Origin of the sequence: Mycobacterium gordonae (assembly GCF_001417955.2) — a bacterium.
Taxonomy (GTDB): Bacteria; Actinomycetota; Actinomycetes; order Mycobacteriales; family Mycobacteriaceae; genus Mycobacterium; species Mycobacterium gordonae_B.
In genome coordinates, this window is record NZ_LKTM01000135.1 from 47378 (window position 1) to 72399 (window position 25022).

21 protein-coding genes and 1 pseudogene are annotated in these 25022 nt (G+C 65.6%); 10 read left to right on the forward strand and 12 right to left on the reverse strand.

The genetic code is table 11. The annotated features are described in order from the left end of the window. Window positions 1-73: 73 nt before the first annotated feature. Window positions 74-3145 carry a replicative DNA helicase gene (locus AO501_RS13200; protein WP_082658595.1) on the forward strand — a complete coding sequence of 1024 codons (3072 nt, stop codon included), beginning with the start codon at window positions 74-76 and terminating at the stop codon, window positions 3143-3145. A gap of 390 nt (window positions 3146-3535) precedes the next feature. On the opposite strand, the gene AO501_RS13205 is transcribed toward AO501_RS13200, so the two are convergent. The 5 genes from AO501_RS13205 to AO501_RS13225 form a co-directional block, all read right to left on the reverse strand. Beyond that, the gene (locus AO501_RS13205; protein ID WP_055578157.1) at window positions 3536-3904 is read right to left on the reverse strand and encodes a hypothetical protein; all 369 of its coding nucleotides are present in this window, start codon (window positions 3902-3904) and stop codon (window positions 3536-3538) included. A gap of 410 nt (window positions 3905-4314) precedes the next feature. Then, window positions 4315-6069: a PPE family protein gene (locus AO501_RS13210; RefSeq protein ID WP_055578158.1), complete on the reverse strand. Its 1755-nt coding sequence runs from the start codon at window positions 6067-6069 to the stop codon at window positions 4315-4317. Window positions 6070-6237: 168 nt separating this feature from the next. Next, a complete protein-coding gene (locus AO501_RS13215) occupies window positions 6238-6729 on the reverse strand; it encodes a TspO/MBR family protein (RefSeq protein ID WP_055578179.1) in 492 nt (163 codons plus the stop codon). 99 nt (window positions 6730-6828) lie between these two features. Next, entirely contained in the window at window positions 6829-7680 is an 852-nt protein-coding gene (locus AO501_RS13220; RefSeq protein WP_055578159.1) for a fumarylacetoacetate hydrolase family protein, read from the reverse strand. 1 nt (window position 7681) lies between these two features. After that, window positions 7682-8122: a nuclear transport factor 2 family protein gene (locus tag AO501_RS13225; RefSeq protein WP_055578160.1), complete on the reverse strand. Its 441-nt coding sequence runs from the start codon at window positions 8120-8122 to the stop codon at window positions 7682-7684. Between the two features lie 130 nt (window positions 8123-8252). Between AO501_RS13225 and AO501_RS13230 the strand changes: the two genes are divergently transcribed. From AO501_RS13230 to AO501_RS13240, 3 genes are all read left to right on the forward strand, one after another. Continuing rightward, on the forward strand, window positions 8253-8960 hold the full coding sequence (locus AO501_RS13230; RefSeq protein WP_055578161.1) for a TetR/AcrR family transcriptional regulator: 708 nt from the start codon (window positions 8253-8255) through the stop codon (window positions 8958-8960). Between the two features lie 128 nt (window positions 8961-9088). Continuing rightward, window positions 9089-9646 (forward strand): VOC family protein, encoded by a 558-nt coding sequence (locus AO501_RS13235; protein ID WP_055578162.1) that lies wholly within the window; start codon window positions 9089-9091, stop codon window positions 9644-9646. Window positions 9647-9772: 126 nt separating this feature from the next. Continuing rightward, window positions 9773-10987, forward strand: coding sequence for a cytochrome P450 (locus tag AO501_RS13240; protein ID WP_055578163.1), 1215 nt, complete (start codon window positions 9773-9775; stop codon window positions 10985-10987). A gap of 21 nt (window positions 10988-11008) precedes the next feature. Here AO501_RS13240 and AO501_RS13245 read toward each other — a convergent pair whose 3' ends face one another. After that, on the reverse strand, window positions 11009-12043 hold the full coding sequence (locus AO501_RS13245; RefSeq protein ID WP_063892864.1) for a zinc-dependent alcohol dehydrogenase: 1035 nt from the start codon (window positions 12041-12043) through the stop codon (window positions 11009-11011). 91 nt (window positions 12044-12134) lie between these two features. On the opposite strand from AO501_RS13245, the gene AO501_RS13250 reads away from it, so the two are divergent. Next, entirely contained in the window at window positions 12135-12911 is a 777-nt protein-coding gene (locus tag AO501_RS13250) for an SDR family NAD(P)-dependent oxidoreductase (RefSeq protein ID WP_055578165.1), read from the forward strand. A gap of 87 nt (window positions 12912-12998) precedes the next feature. On the opposite strand, the gene AO501_RS13255 is transcribed toward AO501_RS13250, so the two are convergent. Then, a complete protein-coding gene (locus tag AO501_RS13255; protein WP_055578166.1) occupies window positions 12999-14195 on the reverse strand; it encodes a cytochrome P450 in 1197 nt (398 codons plus the stop codon). A gap of 184 nt (window positions 14196-14379) precedes the next feature. Between AO501_RS13255 and AO501_RS13260 the strand changes: the two genes are divergently transcribed. Beyond that, a complete protein-coding gene (locus tag AO501_RS13260) occupies window positions 14380-17634 on the forward strand; it encodes a helix-turn-helix transcriptional regulator (protein ID WP_055578180.1) in 3255 nt (1084 codons plus the stop codon). Here AO501_RS13260 and AO501_RS13265 read toward each other — a convergent pair. Continuing rightward, window positions 17631-18722, reverse strand: coding sequence for an SDR family oxidoreductase (locus AO501_RS13265; protein ID WP_197419833.1), 1092 nt, complete (start codon window positions 18720-18722; stop codon window positions 17631-17633). The genes AO501_RS13260 and AO501_RS13265 overlap by 4 nt on opposite strands. Window positions 18723-18927: 205 nt before the next feature. Here AO501_RS13265 and AO501_RS13270 point away from each other — a divergent pair, with 205 nt between their 5' ends. Beyond that, window positions 18928-19401: a DUF4262 domain-containing protein gene (locus AO501_RS13270; protein ID WP_055578167.1), complete on the forward strand. Its 474-nt coding sequence runs from the start codon at window positions 18928-18930 to the stop codon at window positions 19399-19401. Window positions 19402-19411: 10 nt separating this feature from the next. Here AO501_RS13270 and AO501_RS13275 read toward each other — a convergent pair whose 3' ends face one another. Beyond that, window positions 19412-20440 carry a fused (3R)-hydroxyacyl-ACP dehydratase subunits HadA/HadB gene (locus tag AO501_RS13275; protein WP_055578168.1) on the reverse strand — a complete coding sequence of 343 codons (1029 nt, stop codon included), beginning with the start codon at window positions 20438-20440 and terminating at the stop codon, window positions 19412-19414. Between the two features lie 85 nt (window positions 20441-20525). Then, a complete protein-coding gene (locus AO501_RS13280; protein WP_055578169.1) occupies window positions 20526-21194 on the reverse strand; it encodes a DUF998 domain-containing protein in 669 nt (222 codons plus the stop codon). An 81-nt stretch (window positions 21195-21275) separates the two neighbouring features. Here AO501_RS13280 and AO501_RS13285 point away from each other — a divergent pair, with 81 nt between their 5' ends. Continuing rightward, on the forward strand, window positions 21276-21902 hold the full coding sequence (locus AO501_RS13285) for a TetR/AcrR family transcriptional regulator (protein WP_055578170.1): 627 nt from the start codon (window positions 21276-21278) through the stop codon (window positions 21900-21902). On the opposite strand, the gene AO501_RS13290 is transcribed toward AO501_RS13285, so the two are convergent. Beyond that, window positions 21887-22522 carry a dihydrofolate reductase family protein gene (locus AO501_RS13290; protein ID WP_055578171.1) on the reverse strand — a complete coding sequence of 212 codons (636 nt, stop codon included), beginning with the start codon at window positions 22520-22522 and terminating at the stop codon, window positions 21887-21889. The two genes, AO501_RS13285 and AO501_RS13290, sit on opposite strands and share 16 nt — an antisense overlap. A 154-nt stretch (window positions 22523-22676) precedes the next feature. Between AO501_RS13290 and AO501_RS13295 the strand changes: the two genes are divergently transcribed. Further along, complete coding sequence (locus tag AO501_RS13295) at window positions 22677-23492, forward strand: SDR family NAD(P)-dependent oxidoreductase (protein ID WP_055578172.1); 816 nt, start codon at window positions 22677-22679, stop codon at window positions 23490-23492. After that, a complete protein-coding gene (locus AO501_RS13300) occupies window positions 23489-24556 on the forward strand; it encodes a glycoside hydrolase family 6 protein (protein WP_231752475.1) in 1068 nt (355 codons plus the stop codon). Before AO501_RS13295 ends, AO501_RS13300 begins: the two co-directional genes overlap by 4 nt. A gap of 21 nt (window positions 24557-24577) precedes the next feature. Here the strand turns inward: AO501_RS13300 and AO501_RS37980 are convergent. Continuing rightward, a pseudogene (locus tag AO501_RS37980) lies at window positions 24578-25022 on the reverse strand (hypothetical protein); the annotation flags it as partial.

Here is a 25022-nt window from a genome sequence, read left to right on the forward strand (position 1 = left end):
GGTGCCATGACTTGCTCTCGGAATGTCAGTGATCGAATGTATGTTCGGTGGGTGAGTCGAAGGGAGGTGGTCTGTGGCGGTCGTCGATGACATGCCTCACCCGGGGATGGATACTCCGCCGCCGAGCGAGGATTACGGTCGCCAGCCTCCCCAGGATCTCGCCGCGGAGCAGTCGGTGCTGGGCGGGATGCTGCTGAGCAAAGACGCCATCGCCGACGTGCTGGAGCGGGTGCGGCCCAGCGACTTCTACCGCCCCGCCCATCAGAACGTCTACGACGCCATCCTGGACCTCTACGGCCGCGGCGAGCCGGCGGACGCCGTGACCGTGGCCGCGGAATTGGACCGCCGCGGGCTGCTGCGCCGCATCGGTGGTGCGCCGTATCTGCACACGCTGATCTCCACGGTTCCCACGGCCGCTAATGCCGGCTACTACGCGGGCATTGTCGCGGAGAAGGCACTGCTGCGCCGTCTGGTCGAAGCCGGCACGCGGGTGGTGCAGTACGGGTACGCGGGGGCGGACGGCGCCGATGTGGCCGAGATCGTCGACCGGGCTCAGGCCGAGATCTACGAGGTCGCTGAGCGGCGGACCTCCGAAGACTTCGTGCCCCTCGAGGACCTGCTGCAGCCGACGATGGATGAGATCGACGCCATCGCCTCCAACGGCGGCATCTCGCGCGGGGTGCCGACCGGATTCACCGAGCTCGACGAGGTGACCAATGGGCTGCACGCCGGCCAGATGATCATCGTGGCCGCACGGCCCGGTGTGGGGAAGGCGCTGGCGCTGAACACGCCGCTACCCACACCGGTCGGGTGGACGACGATGGGTGACGTCTCGGTCGGCGACGAACTGCTCGACGCCGACGGAGCGCCGACCCGGGTTATGGCCGCAACCGAGATCCTGTTGGGCCGGCCCTGCTACGAGATCGAGTTCTCGGACGGCACGACGATCGTCGCCGATGCGCAGCACCTCTGGCCGACTGGATACGGCATCCGCACCTCGGCCCAGTTGCGCAGTGGCTTGGACACCATCGCTCCGGCTGGATCCTCCGGGCGTCAGGTGGCCGTCATGGCGCCGGTATTGCAGATTGTTTCGGTCCGCCGGGTGCCCAGTGTCGCCGTGCGCTGCGTCGAGGTGGACAACCCCGCGCACCTCTACCTCGCCGGGCGTGGCATGGTGCCGACCCACAACTCCACCCTCGGGCTCGACTTCATGCGCTCATGCTCGATCAAGCACCGCATGGCCAGCGTCATTTTCTCTCTCGAAATGAGCAAGACCGAGATCGTGATGCGGCTGCTGTCGGCGGAAGCGAAAATCAAACTGGCCGACATGCGTTCGGGCCGGATGACCGACGACGACTGGACCCGCCTGGCTCGGCGGATGAGCGAGATCAGCGAGGCGCCGCTGTACATTGACGATTCGCCGAACTTGACCATGATGGAGATCCGCGCCAAAGCGCGCCGGCTGCGGCAGAAGGCCAATCTGAAGCTCGTCGTCGTCGACTACCTCCAGCTGATGACGTCCGGCAAGAAGGTCGAGTCGCGACAGATCGAAGTGTCCGAATTCTCAAGGCATCTCAAGCTTTTAGCGAAGGAACTTGAGGTTCCGGTGGTTGCGATCAGCCAGCTGAACCGTGGTCCCGAGCAACGCACCGACAAGAAGCCGATGCTGTCGGACCTTCGCGAGTCGGGATGCCTGACCGCGGCCACCCGGATCCTGCGGGCCGACACCGGCGCCGAAGTCACCTTCGGTGAGCTGATGCGTACTGGAGAGCGCCCCTTGGTGTGGTCGTTGGATGAGCGGTTGCGCATGGTCGCCCGGCCGATGACGAATGTGTTCCCCAGCGGACACAAGGAGGTGTTCCGGCTGCGGCTGGCCTCCGGGCGGGAGATCGAGGCCACCGGCAACCACCCCTTCATGAAGCTCGATGGCTGGACACCGTTGGAGCAGTTGAAGATTGGCGATCGCATCGCGGCGCCGCGACGGGTGCCCGAGCCCGTCGACACGCAGCGGATGGACGACTGCGAAGTCATGCTGCTCGCCCACATGATCGGCGACGGATCATGTGTGGAGCGTCAGCCCATCCGTTATGCCTCGATCGACGAGGCTAACCTCGCCGCGGTGACGGTGTCGGCCGCATACTTCGGCGTCCGAGCCGTCCGCGACGACTACCCGGCGGCGCGAGTGAGCACCTTGCGGTTGCCGGCGCCGGAGCGCCTGACGCACGGTCGGCGCAATCCGATTGCCGCCTGGCTGGATGGGTTGGGTCTGTTCGGGAAGCGCAGCTACGAGAAGTTCGTGCCGGAGGCGGTATTCCGCGCTCCGAATGATCAGGTGGCGTTGTTCTTAAGGCACCTGTGGGCGACGGACGGGTCGGTGCGGTGGGACGGGAAGGCGCGGCAGGGACGTATTTACTACGCATCGACGAGCCGGCGTCTCATCGACGATGTTGCTCAATTGCTATTGCGGATGGGTGTTTTCGCGCGCATTAAGCTCGTCAAGAAGGTCGGCTACCGGGACTCGTGGCACCTCTACATCTACGGCGCCGAGAACCAGGTCCGCTTCCTTCGCCATGTCGGCGTGCACGGCGGGAAGTCTGTCGCCGCGCAAGAGGTGTTGTCCCACCTGGAAGGTTTGGTGCGCAACCCGAACCAGGATACTGTGCCGCTCGCGGTGTGGGACCGGGTTCGGAATGCACTGTCGGCCAAGCAGATGACGCATCGGCAGTTCGCCGCGGCGATGGGCACACAGTTCTGCGGTTCGACGATGTGGAAGCATTCGCCGAGCCGGTCACGGCTGCACCGGGCCGCAGCGCTGTTGGAGGACAACGACATTCACGTGCTGGCGACCAGTGATGTCTACTGGGACACCATTGTCGAAATCACCAGCATCGGCGAACATGACGTCTATGACGGGACGGTTGACGGCACGCACAACTTCGTGGCGAATGGGATCAACCTGCACAACTCGCTCGAACAAGATGCTGACATGGTCATCCTGCTGAACCGCCCCGACGCATTCGAACGCGACGATCCACGCGGGGGAGAGGCGGATTTCATTCTCGCCAAACACCGTAACGGCCCGACAAAGACGGTGACGGTCGCGCACCAGCTGCACTTGTCGCGCTTCGCTAACATGGCGAGGTGACCGCCACTCCTGTCGAGATGCTATGAAGATTGACAAATAGCACTTCGTTGTTAGACAACGTTATTCGGCTCTGATTGGCGTTCAGAGACGTTTCCGCGGTACATGATGGGTTTGATATCGAAAGCTCTGTCAAAGTAGACGTCAATCGAAATCGCTGGGCCTTTTTCAACGCTGCGACGAAATGAGGACTGCCTGAGCTGGCCGACCCGAGAGTCCGCTTGCCCCGGGGCGTTGCTGCAGCAGCTCGCGCCCTCGGCGATCGCGATCGGCCCTGAAGCGCGACCCACGATCTGACTACCTATTTGGAGCCCTTGAGCGCCACAGCTATTCGGGGGTACCCGTCATCGGAGCAACGAGCAGTTCCAGGCGGCGCCCCTACGGCGGGCGCGACTACGCCTGACCCAAACTCGGCCGGTAATCAGCCGCCTCAGCCTCGGCGGCAAGCAATGCCCCCAGCTCACCCTCCTGCTGGGCAACAAACACACCGATCACCTGCCGGCACACCTCCGGCACGCTCACGCCACGCATATCGGCAATGCGTTTCAGCCCGACCAGCATCGACGTAGACACGTGAAACTGCACAGCGAACTGACCGCACGAACCATCCTCAGGCGGCAACCCCGGACCCACCACCACAGGTTCATCCACCCCGTACTCGTCCACCTCAGCACGCCGAGCTCGCTCAACAACTCCACCACTAGCGCCGCCACGAACGCCGTCGGCCGGGTCCCGGAACTCCTCATGACTGAACAAACCCATTCCGCCTACGCTAGACCTTGCAAAATTCCCCGGCCGCCAACTAAGCGACGCCGTTCGCGAGAGACCTAGGCAAGCGAAGCGGCGCTGAGGTCGCAGAGAGGTTTACCGCGGCGGGTCGTCGCCGAGAAGCAGGTTGACGTCTAGCCGGCGAAGCCTTCCCACCGCAGCGCGGTCGCGATCGACGTCCCCGCCCCCGGACAGAGCACCTGCCGCCACTGGTAGCCGAGTTACATTTTGGCACCGTCGCGGGGCTCATCCACGGCCAAATGAGAAGCCTCGATGAGAAAAGGTTCCTGGCTGTCTGGAGGAACTCTCCTCTGACGGTGATGGAGGTTACGGCTACTTCACCTGGCGGTATGCCTTATCCCACTGCTGCCGGGTCAGTTCGGGCCCGTTGCGTCCGTTCACGCTCAGTTCGGTCGGATCGCCAGCTGGCTGAGGCTGAACATGAACGAATTGGCGATGCCGGAGTTGAACAGGCCCGAATTGAAGCCGCTGAACCAGCCGGCCGGGAAGCCGCCGATGGCGCCGGTGAGGCCGGTGTTGAAGAAGCCGGAGCTGACCCCGTTGATGATCGCACCGCCGCGGGCCGTGTTGAAGAAACCCGACATGCTCCCGCTCTCGAACCAGGCCTGCGGGTCGGCGCTGTTTCCGAAACCTGAGGCCCCGCCGCGAGCGTCGTTGAAGAATCCCGAGTTACCCGTCGCACCGACCGCAACCGAACCCTGATCGACGGCACTGCCGAAACCGGTGTTCAGGGTGCCGGCGTTCCAGGCGCCGGTATTGGAGTGACCCGAGTTGCCCCAGCCGGTGTTGGTCTCGCCCGAATTGAGGAAGCCGGTGTTGACGTTGTTCCCGTTCCAGGCGCCGGTGTTGATCGACCCGCCGTTACCGAAGCCGGTGTTCAGCAGGCCCGAGTTCCAGAAGCCAGCATTGCCGGCGCCCGCGTTGCCCACGCCGAGGTTCCCGGTGCCGGAGTTCCCGACCCCCAAGCTGTTGAGCTGCCCCGGGAAAACGGTGTTCGTGCCGGAACTGAACATGCCGATGTTGCCGTCGCCGGAGTTGAAGAAACCGACGTTGTTGTGGCCGGAATTGCCGAAGCCGATATTGCCGCTACCGGAGTTGAGCAGCCCGGCCAGATTGATGCCCACCTGGTTGTCGCCGGTGAGCCCGATACCGATGTTGTTGTTACCGGTGTTGCCGAACCCGAAGTTCCCGTGGCCGAAGTTCCCGGCCCCGATATTCCCGCTGCCGGTGTTGCCCCCACCCATGTTCCCGTCGCCGCTGTTGCCCAGGCCGACATTGCCGTTGCCCGTATTACCCATACCGATGTTGTTGTTGCCCCGGCCCGCGTGAAAGGTGTACAAGTCCGGATTGTTCAAGTCGGCCGGGCCGCCATTACCGAAACCGATGTTCCCGTTCCCGTTGTTACCGAAGCCGAAATTGCCGTTACCGACGTTCCCGGCGCCGATGTTGCTGTTGCCCTGGTTGCCACCACCGACGTTGTGGTAGCCCGATTGCGCGGACGTGAGCGAGCTGTTGCCGTCGCCGCTGTTACCCATCCCGATGTTCCCCGACCCGGTGTTGCCGCTGCCGATATTGCCGTTGCCCTTGTTGCCGAACCCCAAGTTGGGCAGGTTCTGGACGAACTGCGCCAGCGTGCTCGGCAGTTGCTGCGCCGCAGCCACCGCTCCGGCGTGATAGCCGACCATCGCCTCGACGTCGGTGGCCCACATCGCTTCGTACTGCGCCTCGGCGGCCATGATCGTCGGCGTTAGCAGCCCGAACCAATTCGATCGGACCAGCTGTCCAAATGCATTGCGGTTGGCCAAGATCGCTAATGGATGCACCACCGCCGCCCGCGCGGAATCGAACGCGCTACCCACCATCTCCGCCGCTCGGGAGGCAACCGCGGCGTGGCTTGCGGCCTCAGTCAAGTACGCCGTATACGGAGCGGCGGCATTCACCATCGCCGCAGCGGCGGGGCCCGCCCACGCCTCACCCGCCACGCCGGTGATCACCGACGAGAAGGACCCCGCCAACTCCTCCAACGACTCGGCGAGGGAGGCGTAGGCCCCACTGGCCGCCGCCATCGGTGCCGATCCGGGACCGGACAACAGCAGGGCAGAAATCGTTTCCGGCGGAGCCGTCATAAAGCTGGTCATGGTGGAACCCCCATCACTGCTGACTGTGAAACCCGAGTCTTCGGCAGGGTCCTCAACTCTGATTGAGTATCGGGGTACTCGACTTTCGTCGCGCCGACCGCAAGGTCCTACGGGTCGGCCGCGCCGCGCCCTGTCAGGCAGTGACCGGTGAGATGAGGACCGGACGTCTCACCGGTTGAGTTGCCACACGGACACGTTCAGGCAGAGCGCGAACGTGGTCCAGAGCAGGTAGGGCACCAGCAGCCATCCGGCCGCGGCGCTACGGCGAAAGAACAACACGACAGTGGTGACCAGGACTACCCACAGAATCGAAATGTCGATCAACGCGATTCCACGCCAGCGGAGTCCGAAGAACAGCGGCGTCCAGGCCGCATTGAGGGCCAACTGCGCGGCGTAGGCGGCCAGCGCAGTCCGGGTCACGCCAAAGGGTCCGCTGCGCCACACCAACCAGGCCGCCACTGCCATCAGCACGTAGAGGGTGGTCCACACCGGTCCGAACAGCCACGAAGGTGGAGCCCACGACGGTTGCCGCAGTCGGCCGTACTGCTGGGCGCTGTTGGCGGCGAGACCACCCACACCGGCGGTGAGCATGACCGCCAGCAATGACAAGCCCAGTGCGACGAAGTTCGTGACTCCCCGACGGTTGGCGGCATCGACCATGCGACCACGGTAACCACCGGTCGTGCCCATCAGCGGCCAGGGAGGGGTTGAGCTCGGACAACGCGCGTTCAGAACCATCACTCGGTTCGGCCCTCTCGGCTAAGGACGCGCGGCAGTCACCTGGTTGCGAATGGTGCCGATACCAGCGACGTCGACTTCGACCACGTCGCCGGCGCTCAAGAAGCGCCCTCCGGTCTCTCCAACCCCCGCCGGCGTGCCGGTCAGAATGACGTCACCACAATGCAATTCGGTCTGATGGGACAGCGCCTCGACAATCTCGCCGAAACCGAAGACCATGTCATCAGTCGAACCGTGTTGACGCTGATCGCCGTTGACGCGAGTCACAACAGTGAGCGCGCCTTGATCCCTGACACCGTCCGCCGTGACGATGCAGGGGCCCAGCGGTTTGAACGACGAAAACGACTTGGCCCGTACGATCGCTGCGATGTCGACGAGCTGTCCATCACGGGTGCCCTGATGCTGAATATCACGCGCGGAGACGTCATTTGCGACGCACATTCCGGCGATGTGATCCCACCCGGACCCCTGGGAGAGCGCATGACACGGCCGACCCACGACGATGGCGATCTCGCCCTCATAGTCGACGTGATTGGGGGCTTCCGGAGGCAGAACAATAGGAGCGAACGGACCTGAAAGTGCCGTCGACGGAATGGGAAGGCCGATCGGGCGCGGGGGAGCCTGCAAACCGACCTCCTTGATATGGCTTCGGTAGTTGAGCCCGAGCAGAAACATCCGGCCAGCCGAATCTACCGGTGCGCGCAGAACGGCGTCAGTCATCGCGAGGCGAGCACGAACCGGTATTCCTGACACGTCAGCAAGGGTGTCCGCGAGCAACTGCGCGATGCTCGGCCGCCCCGAAATATCCAGGACCGCAAGCTCTTCGCCGTCAGCGCGCGCAATTCCCTGAGTCGTACGAAACAGCTGCAGCATTTCAGCGAGATCCCGCCAGAATGGTGGCGTTCCGACGGGAGAATAGCCACTGTCCGTCTGCCCCACGCCTGAACTCGTCGTCGAATGCGGTGATGGCGTGCGCGCTGAGTTCCTCGTCGCCACCCAGTACATACAAGAAGAGCAGGGACCGCGCCCGCGCGCAGTCTGCATCGGTTCGTTCAAAAACGATGTTGGTGACCTGGTGGCGTGTCTTGCGTGCGACATCGGCCTCCCGCGCGGCCATCGCCATCCGAATCTGGCCGCGGCCGCTCAAAAAGCTTTCCGCCAGGCACATTTGAGCGCTTTCGGTGAACAAGTCGACGTTCTTGGTCGCCTCGCCCGAATCGATGTGGAATGCGAACCGATAGATCAGGTCCTGGCACGCCGTCTGCGCGTGCAGTTGCTCCAGCAGGGAGTTGGCTGGGGACGTTTGATTCTGCACGGGCGCGGCTCCTATCAACAGTGCCTGGTGCTCTCCGGCAGCCTAACCAAACTTGACTGAAAGTCAATATCGTCGCGGGTCGGCAGCGGAGACGTGCTGGGCGGCCGGCCCCCGGTGTACGGTTTCGCCTGTGCCTCGACAATCGCCGGCGAAGACGACGCGCCGCAGCGACGACAGCAAGCGACCTGTTGGCCGTACATCCACCACCGCCGGCTCCAAGGCTGCGTCCAAAGCCGACCGACGACAACAGCTGACGATCGCGGCGCTCCGACTGTTTTCGCAACACCCGTACGACGACGTTTCGGTCGACGACATCGCGAGCGAGGCCGGGGCGGCGCACGGCCTGGTGTCCTACTACTTCGGCGGCAAGCGAGGGGTGTACCTCGCCGCGCTTGCGATGGTCCAGCGGGATCTGGATTCGCTCACCCAGCCGTTGCCGTCCGACGGGGACGTAACAGCGCAGATCAAGGGGATGTCGCGGCGACACTTTGAATATTTTCGCGCCCACCCCCACCTGATGATCGGAATGTTGCATTCCGGCCCTGTCGACCCGCAGACCAGTCAGATCGCCGAAGCGAATCAGACCTCCGGTGCCCAGGCACTCGTACGGATGCTGAACCTGCCGGAGAACGACCAGCCCGCAGCGCTCGAGGCCGCTCTGCGCGGTTGCATGGGTTTTGTGAACGCCCTCACCGTCCACTGGCTGACGCACGATCAGGACCTGTCCATTGATCGCGTGGTCGACCTCGTCTTCGACGTCGTGACAGCCGCGGCCGCCAGCGCAGTGGGGATCTCAACCGTCGAGACAGCGCTGGGACGACCCCTGGCGGGGCGCTGAACCGGCGCGATCAATTATTGACTCTCAGTCAAACTCTTGGCAGACTGTCCTGCGAACCGGGGAGCGGCTGCCGGCGCGGTGACGACCCGCAACGACGCGGCCGTTCGTCATGAATCTCAGGAGGCATCATGCCCGCGCCCCAGAAGCTGGCCCATATCGTCCTGGCGTCCGGCCAGCGCAACGTGATGCGCGACTGGTACTGCAAAGTGCTCAGTGCCCGAGTGCAATTCGAGAACGAATTCCTGTGCTTCCTCACCTACGACGATGAACACCACCGGATCGCCATCGGGGAGATGCCCGGCGCTCAGAAGCCTCCGCCCATGTCGACTGGGTTGCAGCACGTCGCATTCACCTACGACACGCTGGGCGACCTGCTCGACACCTACGATGAGTTGCGATCGCAGGACATCCTCCCCATCTGGTGCGTGAACCATGGAACGACCTCATCGCTTTATTACAGCGACCCGGACGGCAACTGGATCGAATTGCAGGTCGACAACTTCGCCTCAAACGAGGAAGGCAACGAGTATCTGCGGTCGGAGCGCTTTGCCGCCAATCCCATTGGAGTACAACTTGATCCCGGAACGTACCTGCAGCGGCTGCGTCGTGGCGAGTCGGCGCAAGATCTGCTGAAGGAACTGGCCCTGGTCCAAGGACCGCCGGCGGTTCTGCCGAACCTCATTTAAAGCAGGCAGAAAACGCGGCCTGGCCCGGCGGGGCTGACGCGCGTGCCAAGGGGGAGCTCTGCGAACAGTTCTGTGGATGTCGACGATCGTGTCCCGACCGGACCGGAAGTTGCTACCGTCCACGCCATGACCGCCTCGATAGACCCGGCCGAGTTCTTCAGCGACGCGGCCATTCAGGATCCCTACCCCCTGTACGCCAGGCTGCGCACCGACGGCGGCGTCCACCGCGTCGGGGATTCGGATTTCTACCTCGCCAGCAGCTGGCCGGCGATCACCGGTGTGGTCAACCGGCCCGAGGTCTTCTCGTCCAATCTCACCGCGACGATGACGTTCAGCCCAGACAAAGGGGTGACGCCATTCCCGATGGAGGGCGTGGGCGGCCGCACCCACATCCTGGTCACCGCCGACGACCCGGTGCACGCCGCGCACCGCAAGTTGATGATCGGCCAGTTCACCGCCAAACGGGTGCAGGCCTTCCAGGACCTGATAGTTCGAACATTCGAAAGCCTGTGGGCCACGGCGGCAGACGACGGCACCATCGAGTGGATGGACGGCGTCGCCAACCGGCTGCCGATGATGATCGTCGCCGAGCTGATCGGTGTCCCCGAAGCAGACGCCGACCAGCTGGCGCGATGGGGTTACGCAAGCACGCAACTGCTCGATGGACTGATGTCGGGGGAGGAGTTGGCCGCGTCGATGGCCGCCATCGGCGAGCTGAGCGGCTACATCACCACGCGTATGGAGCAGGCTGCCGCCAATCCGGGTGACGACCTGATCGGCGCGCTGGCAAGGGCGCGTGCGGCCGGTGACCTCGACGCCTTCACCGCGCAATTGATCCTGATCTCGCTGTTCAGCGCGGGCGGAGAGTCGACCGCATCGCTGCTTGGCACGGCGGTCAACATCCTGGCCGCCGACGCACCGCTGCAGCGCAAACTGCGCGACCAGCCGGATCTGCTGGGGGCGTTCATCGAAGAGACGCTGCGGCTGGAGCCGCCGTTTCGGGCGCACTACCGTCACGTTCTGGAAGACACCGAGCTGGCGGGTACCGCGCTGCCGAAGGACTCGAAGGTCCTGCTGCTGTGGGGCGCGGTCAATCGCGATCCCGACCATTTCGAGGCTCCGGACGAGTTCCGGTTAGACCGCCCAAACGGCAAGGCGCACACAAGCTTCGGTAAGGGCATCCACTTCTGTCTGGGCGCGCCGCTGGCGCGGCTGGAGGCCACGACGGTGTTGCGGATGCTGCTGGACCGCACCGAATGGTTCGACGCTGCCGAGGTCGGTCCGTGGCTGCCCAGCGTGCTCGCGCGACGGCGGGAATTCTTGCGCTTGACGTTCAAGTGACGTCAGCTTGCGGCCACCTCGTCAGGAAACGGTGACCATGACTTTGCCGCACTCGCGGCTTTCGCCGAGCAGTTCAAATGCCGCGTCGACCCGGTCGAGCGGGAACCGGTGAGTGATCAGCGCCGAAAGGTCCCGGCGGCTGAGTAGGTCGACGGCGTCCCCGAACCGGGCCGGGTACTCCATCGAGCCGCGGATGGTGAGCTCCTTCATCAGGACGTTCAGGAAGTTGACCGGGACCGCCTGGTAGTGCAACGCCACCACGCTGATCCGTGCCCGAGGTCCAGATCGGTCGATGATGTCGGTGAGCACCGCGTCCGACCCGGACGCTTCGATGTATGCGTCCGTGGCCGGTGCGTGCCCGTAGGCCAATGCGCGGGTTCCGTGCAGACGTGCCAGTTCGCGCCACACCTTCGTCTGGGTCGGGTCGATCGACGCCGACGCTCCCAGCTCCTCGGCAAGCCGTCGTCGCTCCGCCGAGGGGTCCACTCCGACGATCTCCGTGAACCCGCGATCGGCCAGCGCACTGATTGCGGCCAAACCTATTGGACCACAACCGAACACGGCGACCGTGTCGCCTGGACCGACATCCGCCTGCTCGGCGGCGTGCATCCCGACCGCGAGCGGTTCGGCGAGCGCGGCGACGTCCAGGGGCATGTCGTCGGGAACCGCGATGAGCCGGCCCCCGGCGGCCGCATCCCTGACCAGGACCACGTCAGCGAGACCACCGGCGGCGCTGCCGCCGCCGATGCGGCCCGCAGCGTCGTTGCCGGGATGCACCACGACCCGCTGGCCCGGAGTCACTCCGGTGACCTCGGCTCCGACCTGCCGCACCACCCCGGCGAACTCGTGGCCGAGTGGCATCGGCTCCCCGCCCGGTCCGGCCAGGCCTCCCAGCCGGATATAGGTGAGGTCGCTGCCGCAGATACCGCACGCATGCACCTCGACCAGCGCGTCGCGCGGACCGCAGGACGCCAGGTCTACGCGATCGACGGCTACAGTCCCTGGCGAATGGACGCGAACCTGCCGGGTAGTGGGAACTGAAGATGCGGTTGTCATTTGCCCGCGACACTAAGCCCAACGGCATTCTTCGGACAAGGTTTGTGACGGCCCGGGAGGCACCAACGCGGCAACACGTAATGTTCTCCGCGTGGATATCAACGGAGCTAGCGCAATTGTCACCGGTGGTGCGTCGGGTATCGGAGCCGCTTCGGCCCGCCAGCTCGCCGCCAAGGGAGCCCGGGTCGTCGTCGCCGACCTACAGGCAGAGCGTGGACAGGAACTGGCGCACGAGATCGGCGGCGTGTTCGTCAGCGTCGACGTGACGAACACCGAGCAGATCGAGGACGCGGTCAACACCGCGGTCGACCTCGGTCCGCTGCGGGCGCTGGTGAATTCGGCCGGTGTGGGGTGGGCGCAGCGCACCATCGGCAAGGACGGCGAATTCGCTTCTGCGCACAATCTGGACGCCTACAAGAAGGTGCTCGCGATCAACCTGGTCGGCACGTTCGACTGCATCCGACTGGCCGCCACGGCGATGAGCCGCAACGAACCGGGCGAGAGCGGCGAGCGCGGCGCCATCGTCAACATGACGAGCGTCGCTGCCTTCGACGGCCAGATCGGGCAGGCGGCCTACTCGTCCTCCAAGGGCGGAGTCGTCGGTTTGACCCTGCCGGTGGCGCGTGACCTGTCGGCGGTCGGCATCCGCGTCAACACCGTGGCGCCCGGCCTCATCGACACCCCGATCTACGGCGAGGGTGAAGCCTCCGAGGCCTTTAAGGCGAAACTGGGCCAGTCCGTGCTCTTTCCGCACCGGCTGGGCAAGCCCGACGAATTGGCTTCCATGGTCATCGAATTGATCACCAACTCGTACATGAACGCCGAGGTCGTCCGCGTCGACGGCGGCATCCGGATGCCACCGAAGTAGAACCGCCGTGCGCCTGGCGCGAGCGTGCGCGTGTTGTCGGCGACACGCCGTTGCCGCCGGCATTTTGCGGTCACTCGCGCCCGATAGTCAGCGCTCAATCTCGATCAAAAGCCTCGTCGGACCTGATATTCCAACCATCGGCTTCCACGGCACGGCACCGATCCGGCGCGGTGCCCGGATACGGCTGGTGATCACCCGCAGCGCTTCGATGAGTTCGACTCGTGCCAGGTGCGCACCGAGACAGTAGTGGACGCCGCCGCCGAACGTCTGGATGGCCGGTGGCGCCGTCCGGGTGATATCGAAGCGGTCCGGATCGTCGTAGACCGCCGGGTCCCGATTGGCCGCGGCGGTATTCGCCATGAGGCACGTGCCCGCCGGGATGAGAAAGCCGTCGAGGTCGACGTCTTGGGTCGCCACGCGCACGGTGGCGAAGGCGATCGGGGTGTGCCGGATCAGTTCCTCTACGGCCTGCGGCGCCAGGTCCGGGTTTTCGGCGAGCAGCGCCCATTGGTCGGGATGGTCGGCCAGCACCTGGACGGCGGCCGCCAACTGGTTGCGGGTGGTGTCCGTTCCGGCGTTGAGCAGGATCACGGCGAGGTTGACCAACTCGTCGTGCGACAGTCGATCGCCGTCGTCTTCGACGCGGATCAGTTGGGAGATCAGGTCATCGGTCAGGCACTGTCGCCGTGCGGCGATCAAGCCCTCGACGTATGACTCGAGTTGTTCCCAGGAGCGCAGAATCGCCGGCGCGTCCTCGGCGACGTTGACCCCGAAGGCCTTGCTGACGTCGTCAGACCAGCGTGAGAACAGGTGCCAGTCGTCCGGGGGTGCACCAAGCAACGCACAGATGATGGGCACCGGATAGGGCCGGGCGATGTCCGCGACGACATCGCAGCGGCCGGCCGAACAGGCATCGACCAGTTCGGTGATCACCTCGACGCATGCCCCGCGCATCCGTTGCGCGGCACGCGGAGTGAACGCCCGCGACACCAGCCGGCGCAGCCGGTGGTGTGCGGGGCCGTCGAGGCTGATCAGAAGTTTCGTCACCCGGTCCCAGACCGGGCCTGACGTGATGCCCTGCACCACCAGGCCGGCGCCCTGCGGCATGGCGAAGCGGGAATCGCGCAGGACGGTCCGCACCAGGTCATAGCTGAGAACCTCGGGGCCGTAGGGGCTCATCGCGATCGGTGATTGCTGTCGCGCCTCCCGCAGGATGCGGTGAGCTGTCTCGGGATCCGGTGCGTCTTCATAGGAAATCGCCGGAATCTGCATGTCGATGGTCATGGCGTCGACTATCCGAGCGCGCCGGTCAGTCGGCATCGGCCGAGATGCCGAAACCTATACCCCACGCGGACGCGTACAAGTCCACGCCGGGGCGCCGACCGTATTAGCCAAATGGCTGATGTTTCGCGCCAACCACCGCAGGATCCTGGCTACCATGAGCGAAATCGACTGGAGCGACGTGGCCATGAGCGAGCTGCCAACCGGAACGGTGACGCTACTGCTGGCCGATGTCGAGAGCTCGACGCAACTGTGGGAAAACCAGCCCGACGCGATGGCAGCGGCTATCGCGCATTTGGATCAGGCGCTGGCGGAGGGGGTCGCCGCACACGACGGGGTCCGGCCGGTTGAGCAGGGCGAGGGCGACAGCTTCGTCATCGCTTTCGCCATGGCGTCGGACGCGGTGGCCTGTGCTCTTGATCTGCAGCGCGCGCCCCTGGCGCCGATCACGCTGCGGATCGGCGTGCATACGGGCGAGGTACGACTACGCGACGAGAACAACTACGTCGGGCCGGCCATCAACCGCACGGCGCGGCTGCGCGACCTGGCCCACGGAGGACAGACCGTCTTGTCGGCCACGACAAGTGACTTGGTCGTCGACCAGCTACCCCGGGACGCGTGGTTGACAGATCTCGGCAGCCATCCGCTGCGCGATCTGCCCCGACCCGAACGCGTGGTGCAACTGTCGCATCCGGACCTGCGCAACGACTTCCCGCCGCTGCGCACACCCGCGGCCATCCGAACCCACAACCTACCGGCCCAGCTCACGAACTTCGTTGGCCGCCAAGCCGAAATGGCCGACCTGCGAGAAGCATTGACAGCCCACCGGCTGGTCACTTTGACGGGGGCGGGCGGAGTGGGCAAGACGCGGCTGGCCGTGCATGTCGCATCGGAGATGGCCAACGACTTCCGCGACGGCATCTACTACGTCGACCTCGCGCCGATCACCCATCCCGATGTGGTGACGGTGACGGCCGCACGCGCGCTTGGTCTACCGGACCAGCCCGGCCGTTCTGCAATGGACACGATGCTGCGGTTCATCCGCGACCGCCAGCTGCTGATCGTGCTCGACAACTGTGAGCACCTGCTCGACGCGAGCGCTCGCTTGGTCGCCGAATTGCTATCATCGGCAACAGGATTGACGGTGCTGGCCACCAGTCGTGAAGCGCTCGGGGTGACCGGTGAAGCGACCTGGCAGGTGCCGTCGCTGGCGCTGGCCGACGACGCGATCTCATTGTTCGCCGACCGCGCGCGGTTAGCGCGCACCGGATTCGCCATGACCGACGAGCACTCCGTCGTGGTAGCCGAAATCTGTGCCCGCCTCGACGGCATGCCACTGGCGATCGAACTCGCGGCGGCGCGGGTGCGGACGCTGTCGCTGACGGAGATCGTCGACGGGCTCCATGACCGTTTCCGATTGCTGACCGGTGGTTCGCGAATCGCTGTGCGCCGTCAACAGACGCTACGCGCGTCGGTGGATTGGTCGCACGCGCTGCTGACCGAGACCGAGCGCGTCCTATTCCGCCGGCTGGCAGTGTTTCTCGGGGGATTCGACCTCGATGCCGCACAGGGTGTTGCCAGCGGCGACGACATCGAGCGCCACCAAGTCATGGATCAACTGACCCTGCTCGTCGAGAAGTCCCTCGTCGTAGCCGAGACCTTGGGAGGCCGGACCCGGTACCGGCTGTTGGAAACGGTGCGTCAATACGCACTGGAGAAACTGAGCGACTCCGGCGAGGCCGACCACACCCGCGATCGTCACCGCGATCACTACACCACAATAGCTGGGTTACTCGACGCTCCGGGACGCACCGACTATGAGCGGCGAATGCAGCAGGCCGAGACCGAAATGGACAACCTGCGAGGCGCTTTCGGCTGGTGCCTGGAGAACGCGGACAACGAGCACGCGTTGAATCTCGCGTCGTCGCTGCAACCCCTGTGGCACAGCCGGGGACGCATCCTGGAAGGGTGCGCCTGGTTCGATGCAGCGCTCGCCGACGATGTTGATACCCCGGCGGTCGAGCCCGCGACCCTGGCCCGCGCCCTCGCCGACAAAGCCACGCTGATCACGTTCGTCGGCTACAGCGTGAGTCCGGCGCAGCGGGCGCTGGAGATCGCGCGCGAGCTCGACGATCCAGCCCTGCTGGCGCGGGTCCTGACGGCCTGCGGCGTCGGCGCGGGCGGTGCCGATTTCGATGGTGAGGCAGCCCGGGCCTACTTCGGAGAGGCGACCGTCCTTGCCCGTGCCAGCGGTGACAACTGGAGGCTGAGTCATATCCTCGCTCGGCGATCGAATACCGCTGTCGTAGTTGGTGACCCAATCGAAGCCAGGGCCGCCGCCGAGGAGGGGCATCTTCTCGCTGACGCGATGGGAAACAAGTTCGATGCACGTCAGTGCCGCCTGAGTCTCGCGATGGCACACCTGATGGAGGGCGATCTGCCGGCCGCCGTACCACAACTGAGCGCCACGGTGGCGGACTGTGAAGCGGCGCACGACGAATTTCACAAGCCGCTGGCGCTCATGGGCCTGGGCGTCGCTCAGGCGTACGCCGGCGACGTGAGCGCGGCGCGTCGCACTGCCGAAGCGGCGCTTCAGGTCGCCCCGGATGTCGGTGAATACTTCCTGGGGATGGGTAGCGTGACCTTGGCCGCCGCAGCACTGGCCGGCGGCGATGTCGCAACCGCACACGCCGCCAGCGATGCGGCCTGGCGATATCTCAACCTTGCTCAACCGGAGAATGCCGTGGCGCAACGTGCCTTCAACGCGGTCGAGGCAGCCAGACTGCGAGGCGAACTCGATCTGGCGCGCGCCTGGGCGGACGACGCGGTAGCCGTCGCAAAGGGCTGGTATTCCGTGATCGCATATCTATCGCGGGCCAGAGTAGCTGCGGCACAGGGGTTTCCCGAACAGGCCGAGCGTGACGCTCATGACGCACTGTCCCGTTCAACAGAGAACGGAGTTTACCTCCATCTACCTGACATACTCGAATTCTTCGCCCAGCTGAGCCGGTCGGACAGTCCGCGAGCCGCAAGGCTGTTGGGCGCCGCGCATGGCTGCCGCCAGCGTATGGCACTGGTGCGATTCAAGATTCACCAGTCTGGTTACGAGTCCACGGTCGCTGAATTGCGAGATGCGCTGGGGGAAGATGACTTCAACGCCGCATGGGCTCAAGGCGCCGCACTCACCACCGAGGAGGCGATCGCCTACGCCCAGCGCGGCCGCGGCGAACGCAAACGCGCGTCGAGCGGCTGGGAGTCCCTGACCCCGGCCGAGCTGGACGTCGTCCGACTGGCTACGGAGGGCCTGGGCAACAAAGACATCGCTGCCCGCCTCTTCGTGTCACCGCGTACGGTGCAGGCCCACCTCTCGCACGTCTACACCAAACTCGGTATCACGTCGCGCTTCCAACTCATCCAGGAAGCGGTAGCGCAGGCCGACTAGAGCTTGGAGAGTCCGGGAATCCGTTGCACCAGGCCATCGTCCAGCATCTGCTGAAAGTGATCAGTGATGGTCTGTTCGACCGGCCGGTACGTCAGACCCAGTTCCTTCTTGCTGCGGGTGTTGTCAAATGCCAGAGGGTAACCGACGTTGCGGTCGACGAATTTTCTGGTTAGTCCGACAACCGGGGCGATGACCTTGAAGACCACCTTGGGCGCCGTCGTCCTCGGGAACGCGTAGAACGGGCCGAACCGCCGGCGCAGGATCTTGCCGATCTCCAGGAAGGTCAGCGTGTCGGCGTTGGCGATGTAGCGTCCGTGTGCCTCGGGGGTGAAGCCGGCGCGCAGGTGGGCATCCGCAACATCGCGGACGTCGACCACGCCGGTGGCCATGTCGGGCGCCCCGGCGAGCATGGTGCCGTCGAAGAACTGCTTCATCGTGCTCAAGCTGGCCGAGTCGCTGGCACTGGTCAACGACGGACCCAGCACCAACCCGGGATGAATCGTCACCATGTCCCAGCGCTCCTGCTCCTGCTGGTAACGCCAGGCCTCCCGCTCTGCCACCGTCTTGGAATAGGGGTAGGGCTGATGGTCGGCGCTGCTGGTGGTGTTCCAGTGCTCTTCGGTGAAAACGCCGTGGGGCACATCCTGGGACTCGCGGGCGTCACCGTAGATCGCGACCACACTGCTGGTCAGCACCACCCGCTTGACGCTCTCGGTGCGGTTGACGGAGTCCAGCACGTTCCGCGTGCCCTCGAGTGCCGGGCGGACCAGCGCCTCTTCGGCATCCGTGAAACCGGAGATGAGGAACGGCGACGCGGTGTGCATGACGAGCTCGCACCCCTTCATCGCCTCGTCGAAGCTGCCTGTTTCAAGCAGGTCGGCTTTGAAGAGCTTCAACCGGCCGGGATGGTCGGCTGACAGCTTGTGCAGATGCTCGAGGCCGGATTTCTTGTCTGGGTTGCGCACCGTGCCGTGGACGGTGTGGCCGGCTTCGAGCACCGCACGCACGATCCAACTGCCGATGTAACCGCTGGCCCCCGTGACCAGCACCGGCGCGGCAGGGTCGATCGTGGTCGAGGATCGGCTCATGGAGGGTTGTTCCTCTCTCGCGGGACGCAGTGAAGATGCTGCTGATCGGACCCTAGCGCGATGGGCGTCGAGGACCTAGCGGCCATCGCCGGGCGAGCGGTAGGCGGACCACCGAAATCATCGAGTTGCATTGGCCGCGAGAGGTTTCCGGACATGTCAGTGGGTGCGTGAATGCTGGTGGCAACTACCGGAGAAAGGTGCGGATATGTGCTGGCAGTGCGACAACCCCCACGCCACCATCGATGACTACCTGGACGTGCTACGCACGATCATCGCGGATCACGGATGGGCGGTGCAGTTCGTCGAAGACGAATCACGACCATTTGCCTACACGGTCGGCCTGTCCCTGCGCGGTCTGCCCGAACTGCTGATCACCGGTCTGCAGCCGCGCAAGTCGGCACACGTGCTGAACTCGGTCGCGCACTACATTGCCGACGACGGCATGGTGGTACAGCCGGCGGAGCACATCGACCTCCAGGGCGAGTTACTGCTCGAAGTCGTCGAGGTCGATCACCCGGACGTGCACCTGACATTCGCGGTTCGGTTACGCGATGCGCCTATTCGCGCGTTTCAACTGGTCTGGACCGACGACCGCCGCCATTGGCCATGGGACCGCGGGTGGAGCCACGGCAGACGCCGGCAACCGGTCCTGGGCGTCCGCACCCCGCTGAGGGGGTGAGGCCGCGCCCCTAGCTGAACCGCACGTTCAACGTCGCCAGGCCGAAGATCTTCCGGCCGGCGGATTTCGCGCCGACGATGATGACGCCGGTGCGGGTGTCTGGGTCCAAAGACTTTATCCGGCCGCTGAATTCGATGTCCGCTCCGTCGATGGCCGAGACGATGGCGGGCTGAGACAGGCGTACCGCGAAGCGGGTGACCGCACCGGGGTCGCCCGTCCATGCGGAGGCGAATCCGGCGCCCAGGCCCATGGTGAGCATGCCGTGGGCGATCACGTCGGGCAACCCGGCCGCCTTGGCGAGCGTCTCGTCCCAGTGAATCGGGTTGGCGTCGCCGGCCACACCGGCGTAGTTGACCAGATCGCCGCGGGACAGTCTGGTGTGGCGCACCGGTAGCTCGTCGCCGACCTTGAGGTCGTCGAACGACGGGGTACCGGGCTTGCGTGCCAGGTCGTCGGCGATCCGGACGTCACCCTCGGGACGCACCGTCTTCACATAGTCGGCGTCGGATTGATCGGTGTCGAGGATGTTGACGTCGTGCATCATCGCCTTCTGCACCGCGGCCTTGACCGCCGGATCGAAGTCCTCGGCGGTGATGCCGACGACCGTCGTGTGCAGGGTGTGCACCCGTTCGCCGGCCGTGTCGGTGTAGGTGTTGGTCACGGTGATCATGTCCCGTCCGGCGATCCTGCGCACCGCCGTCAGTTCGACGTCGATGCTCAGCTCATCGCCGGCCACGATCGGACGGTGCTGCTCGAAGACCTCTTCGGTCTGCAGGTAGGTGTCGTAGCCGACCACCACCGACTCGAACATGCGGCGATTGCACGTCATGCCCGGAACCGACGTGAACGTCAGCGGGGCCACCAGCCCCGAATAACCCAGTTCCGCCGCGGCGTCGACGTCCCAGTGAGCGGGGTGATAGTCCTGCACCGCGCGGGCATACTCGCGCACCTTCTCGCGGCCCACCTCGTAGGTGTAATCCATCTGGTAGTAATGGCCGACCCGAGATTCGAGCGTCGATGCCTCTGCCGCTGCGGTCATGAATGTTCGCCCAACTGTTCTATCGGCTTGTTGGTCGAGGCCGACCCCAGCACACTATCGCGCCGGTTGTCGGCAAACGGCGCCGCTACGGGTGGCCGACGCTGCGGTACAGCTTGGCCGACACCGCCGACAACCAGGCCCAGGCCATGACGACCGCTGCGGTGAAGGCCAGAATCGCCGCGGTGCCGCCGGATCCGGAGGCCAGCGCGAGGAAGCTGCCCGCGAACACCAGTCCGGTGATGCGCGAGAACCACGCCCACCCGGAGCCGTCAGGCAACCGGGCGAACCACCCGCCAAGCACGAAACACGCGGCGACCAGGCAGATGAAGCCGATGCCCGCGACGGCGAAGTGTGCCATCCCGTGCCAACTCGGCTGACCGACGCCGGGCGGCGTACCCGGCGGGAACCCGTCCGATGGGTCGGCGCGGAAGCAACCGGCGACCATCAACGCGAGCCCGTAACCGCCGAGCAGGCCGGCCGCCCACGCGCAGCGGCGGCCACGCCCGAGTGCCCGGCCGACTCCGACGGCAGCCGCAACCGTCATCGCACCTGTGACCAGGAACGTCGCGATCTGTATCCATCCGAGGTCGCCGTTGGCGAGCTGACTGGCGGCATGCCGGGTCGGGTCGAATCCCTCGCGGGCCGCCGCCTGAATCCCGACCGACAGCAGGTAGACGGGACCCGCGATGACGCCGTATCCGAGCAGCGATTTGGTGATCCGTTCGGGAAGGGGCGGGCAATCGGTGGCGGTCATGGCGGCCCTCCGTGAGATAGTAGAACTAGACCGTACAGTACTACAGAACTAGACTGTCCAGTACCGGTAGAGAGGGAGGCGATGCCCGACCCAGTCGGCCGTTCGGCGCGAAAGCGCATGACCATCCTGTCCGCGGGCCGCGACCTCTTCCTGGGCAACGGCTATCAGGGAACGAGCGTCGACGCGATCGCCGCGTCTGCCGCCGTCTCCAAGCAGACGGTTTACAAGCATTTCGGTGACAAGCACGAGTTGCTGATGGCCATCGTGAACGACGCCCTGGACACGACGGTCGCAACCTTCGTGGAGCGCGCGTCGATCCTCGCCGAAACCACCGACCTGGAGCGGGATCTGACCGCGTTCGCCGCCGACTACCTGCACGCCGTGCTGCAGGAACACGTGGTGCAGTTGCGCCGGTTGGTGGTCGGGGAGGCCAACCGACTACCCGAGCTTGCCGCGTTGTACTACGAGCGGGCTCCGGACAGGATGCTCTCGGCTTTCGCCGACTGCTTTGCCCGGCTGAATCAGCGCGGTCTGTTGGATGTTCCCGAACCAGCCACTGCCGCAGAGCATTTCGCGTTCCTTGTGGTCGGGCGATGCATCGACCGGGCGCTGTTCTGCGGCGGCCCGGCAGTGGAGTCCGCCATCGACGTCGACCACCACGTGCAGGCCGGCGTGCGAGTGTTCCTCGCGGGCTATCGGCCGGCCTGACGACCGGGGTCGGAAGCGCTCATGTCTCCCGTCGTGGGCGTGCCGGCTGCCAGCCCGTAACGCAGGTACACCGTGCCGGTGGGGCCGGCTGCCGGTGGTTCGAGCAGTGTCAGGTTGGTCGGGACCGTGCCGCCGTCGAACACCTTCTTCCCGACGCCGAGGGTGATGGGGTGTACCCAGAGGTCGAGGCGGTCGAAGAGCCTTTCGCGCAGCAGGGTCTGCACCAGGTTCAAGCTCCCCACCACTTTGACGCGCTCGTGTCGATCCCGGAGTTCGCGCACCGCCGTGGCCAGGTCCGGACCGAGGTGGGTGGATCCGTCCCACGACAGATCGGGCCGCCCGCGCGAGGCCACGTACTTCGGGACGTCGTTGAAGAGTGCCGCGATCGCTCCGTCGTGTTGGTGCGGCCAGTAGCCGGCGAAGATGTCATACGTCCGCCGGCCGAGCAGCAGCGCGTCCGTGCCCTCGTACGCGGCGGCGACCTGCGCCCCGCTGACCTCATTCACCAGGGGCGCCTGCCACCCGCCGAAGGGGAACCCGACCGGGTCCTCGTCGGGTCCACCGGGTGCCTGGCCCACCAGGTCAAGGGTGGCGAACAACTCAATATCGATGTGGCCCATGACTTCTCCATATTCGGCGCGGTTATTGCCCTCAGAACGTCAGACCGGTCAGCGCCGCCAAACTCATCGCTGCGGTACAGCCATCGCGGCCGATGAGATAGAACGGTAAGAGCTACCCGATCGCTTCACCGAAGATGCCCAGAGGAGCTCAGTCATGGAATCCGTCAAGGGGAAGAACGTTCTCGTCACCGGCGCCGCCATGGGCCTGGGCAAGCTGTTCGCCACGCGGGCAGTCAAGGAGGGCGCTGCTTCGGTGACCCTCTGGGACGCGAATGAGACCGTGTTGAAGGAGACCGCGACCGAGCTGGAGGCGGCCGGGGTCACCATTCACTACGACACCGTCGATGTCACGGCGCAGGAGCGGGTCGCCGAGGCCGCAGCGCAGGTCCGCAGGGCTGTAGGCACGATCCACGTGCTGTTCAACAACGCCGGCATCGTTCGCGGCAACGGTTACTTCTGGGAGAACGAGCCGCGCGACTTCATGCTCACCGTGGAAGTCAATTCCATCGGCCCCATGCTGGTGGCCCGGGAGTTTCTGCCGGCGATGATCGAGGCCGGCACCGACTGCCGCCTGGTCAACATCGCATCGTCGGCCGGGCTGAATGCCATTCCCCGGATGGCCGCCTACGCCGCGTCCAAGTGGGCGGCGATCGGGTTCTCCGACTCCGTGCGACTCGAGCTCGAACAGGCCGGTCACGACCGGGTCAAGGTCACCACCGTGTGCCCGACTTACATCAACACCGGCATGTTCGACGGCGCCAAAGGCATCCTGTTCACCCCGATGCTCGAGCAGGAAGACGTCGTCGCCGAGACCTGGAAGGCGATGCTGCAGGGCAGCCCGTTCGTCGTCATACCGTGGACGTCGAAGATGAACAAGGTGCTCAGCGCGGTGTTGCCGATCCGGCTGCGCGACTTCTACCTCCGGCGCGTCGGCGTCTACAACTCGATGGATGAGTTCACTGGGCACTGAGTGACAGCTGTTGCCGACGATTGGCGATTATCACAATTCGGCATTATTTTACTGGCGTGACGTCAACAGCTGCAGGTGCAGTTTCCCGGTGGATCGCTCCTTTCCTGACGGTTGCGGCCGTCGCTGCGATGGGCCTGGCGGGCTCGACGCAGACCACGCCCGCCCCGGCGATGCGTCTGGTCGATTCGTCAAACCCGTTGGCCGGACAGTCTTTCTACGTCGACCCGGCGTCGGCGGCCATGGGGGCGCACAACGCCAATCCGGGCAGTGCGCAGCTGACGGCGATCGCCAACACACCGCAGGCCTACTGGCTCGACCAGGCGTTCCCGGCCGGTTCGGTCGGCGGGCGGGTCGCGTCTTACGCCGGCGCGGCGCAGGCCGCGGGCAGCATGCCGATCTTCGCGCTCTACGGAATCCCGCATCGCGACTGCGGTAGCTACGCCTCCGGCGGGTTCGCGTCAGGCGCGGACTACCGCGCGTGGATCGACAGCATCTCGTCCGGTCTCGGCGGTTCGCCCGCGGCGATCATCGTCGAACCCGACGCCCTGGACATGGCCGACTGCCTGTCGGCTGACCAGCGCCAGGAGCGCTTCGACCTGATCCGCTACGCGGTGGACACGCTGACCCGCGACCCGGCGGCCGCGGTCTACGTCGACGGTGGACACTCGCGCTGGTTGAGCGCCGAGGAGATCGCCAACCGGCTCAACCAGGTCGGTGTCGGCCACGCCCGGGGGTTCAGCCTCAACGTCTCGAACTTCTTCAGCACTGACGAGGAGACCGGCTACGGCGAGGCGATCTCCGGGATGACAGGCGGCGCGCACTACGTGATCGACACGTCGCGCAACGGCGCCGGACCGGCACCGGACTCCGCGCTGAGTTGGTGCAATCCGTCCGGACGCGCCCTGGGCACCCCGCCCACCACGGCGACCGCGGGCGGGCACGCCGACGCCTACCTGTGGATCAAGCGTCCCGGTGAGTCCGACGGGTCGTGCAACGGAGGCGCCTCGGCGGGACACTTCGTCAGCCAGTACGCCATCGACCTGGCGCAGAACGCCGGCCAGTAAGTCGGCTCCCGCCCAACAAACTCACCCGGGCGTCACCCCCGGCGCCCCATTAGGCCCGACCAGGAGGTAAGCGCCAAAGCCCCCGGGCGCGCCGATCCCCGGAGTGGCGCCGATGCCGCCGTTGCCGCCGTGACCGCCGATGCCGAAGAGCAAGCCGCCGTAACCGCCCTGGCCGCCGTTGCCGCCGACCGCCAGGGTGGCGTCGCCGAAGCCGTTGCCGCCGGCGCCGCCGAGTCCGAAGATGATGCCGCCGAGGCCACCTAGTCCGCCAACCCCGCCGACGCCGCCGGCGCCCGCGGCACCGCCGCCACCTCCGGCACCGCCTACGCCGAAGAACGCGCCGCCGTCGCCTCCGTATCCACCCGGACCGCCGTGCCCGCCGAGCGAAGCACCGCCTACCCCGCCCGCGCCCCCGAAGCCCAGCCACTGCCCGGCACCGCTACCGCCCTGACCACCATGCCCGCCG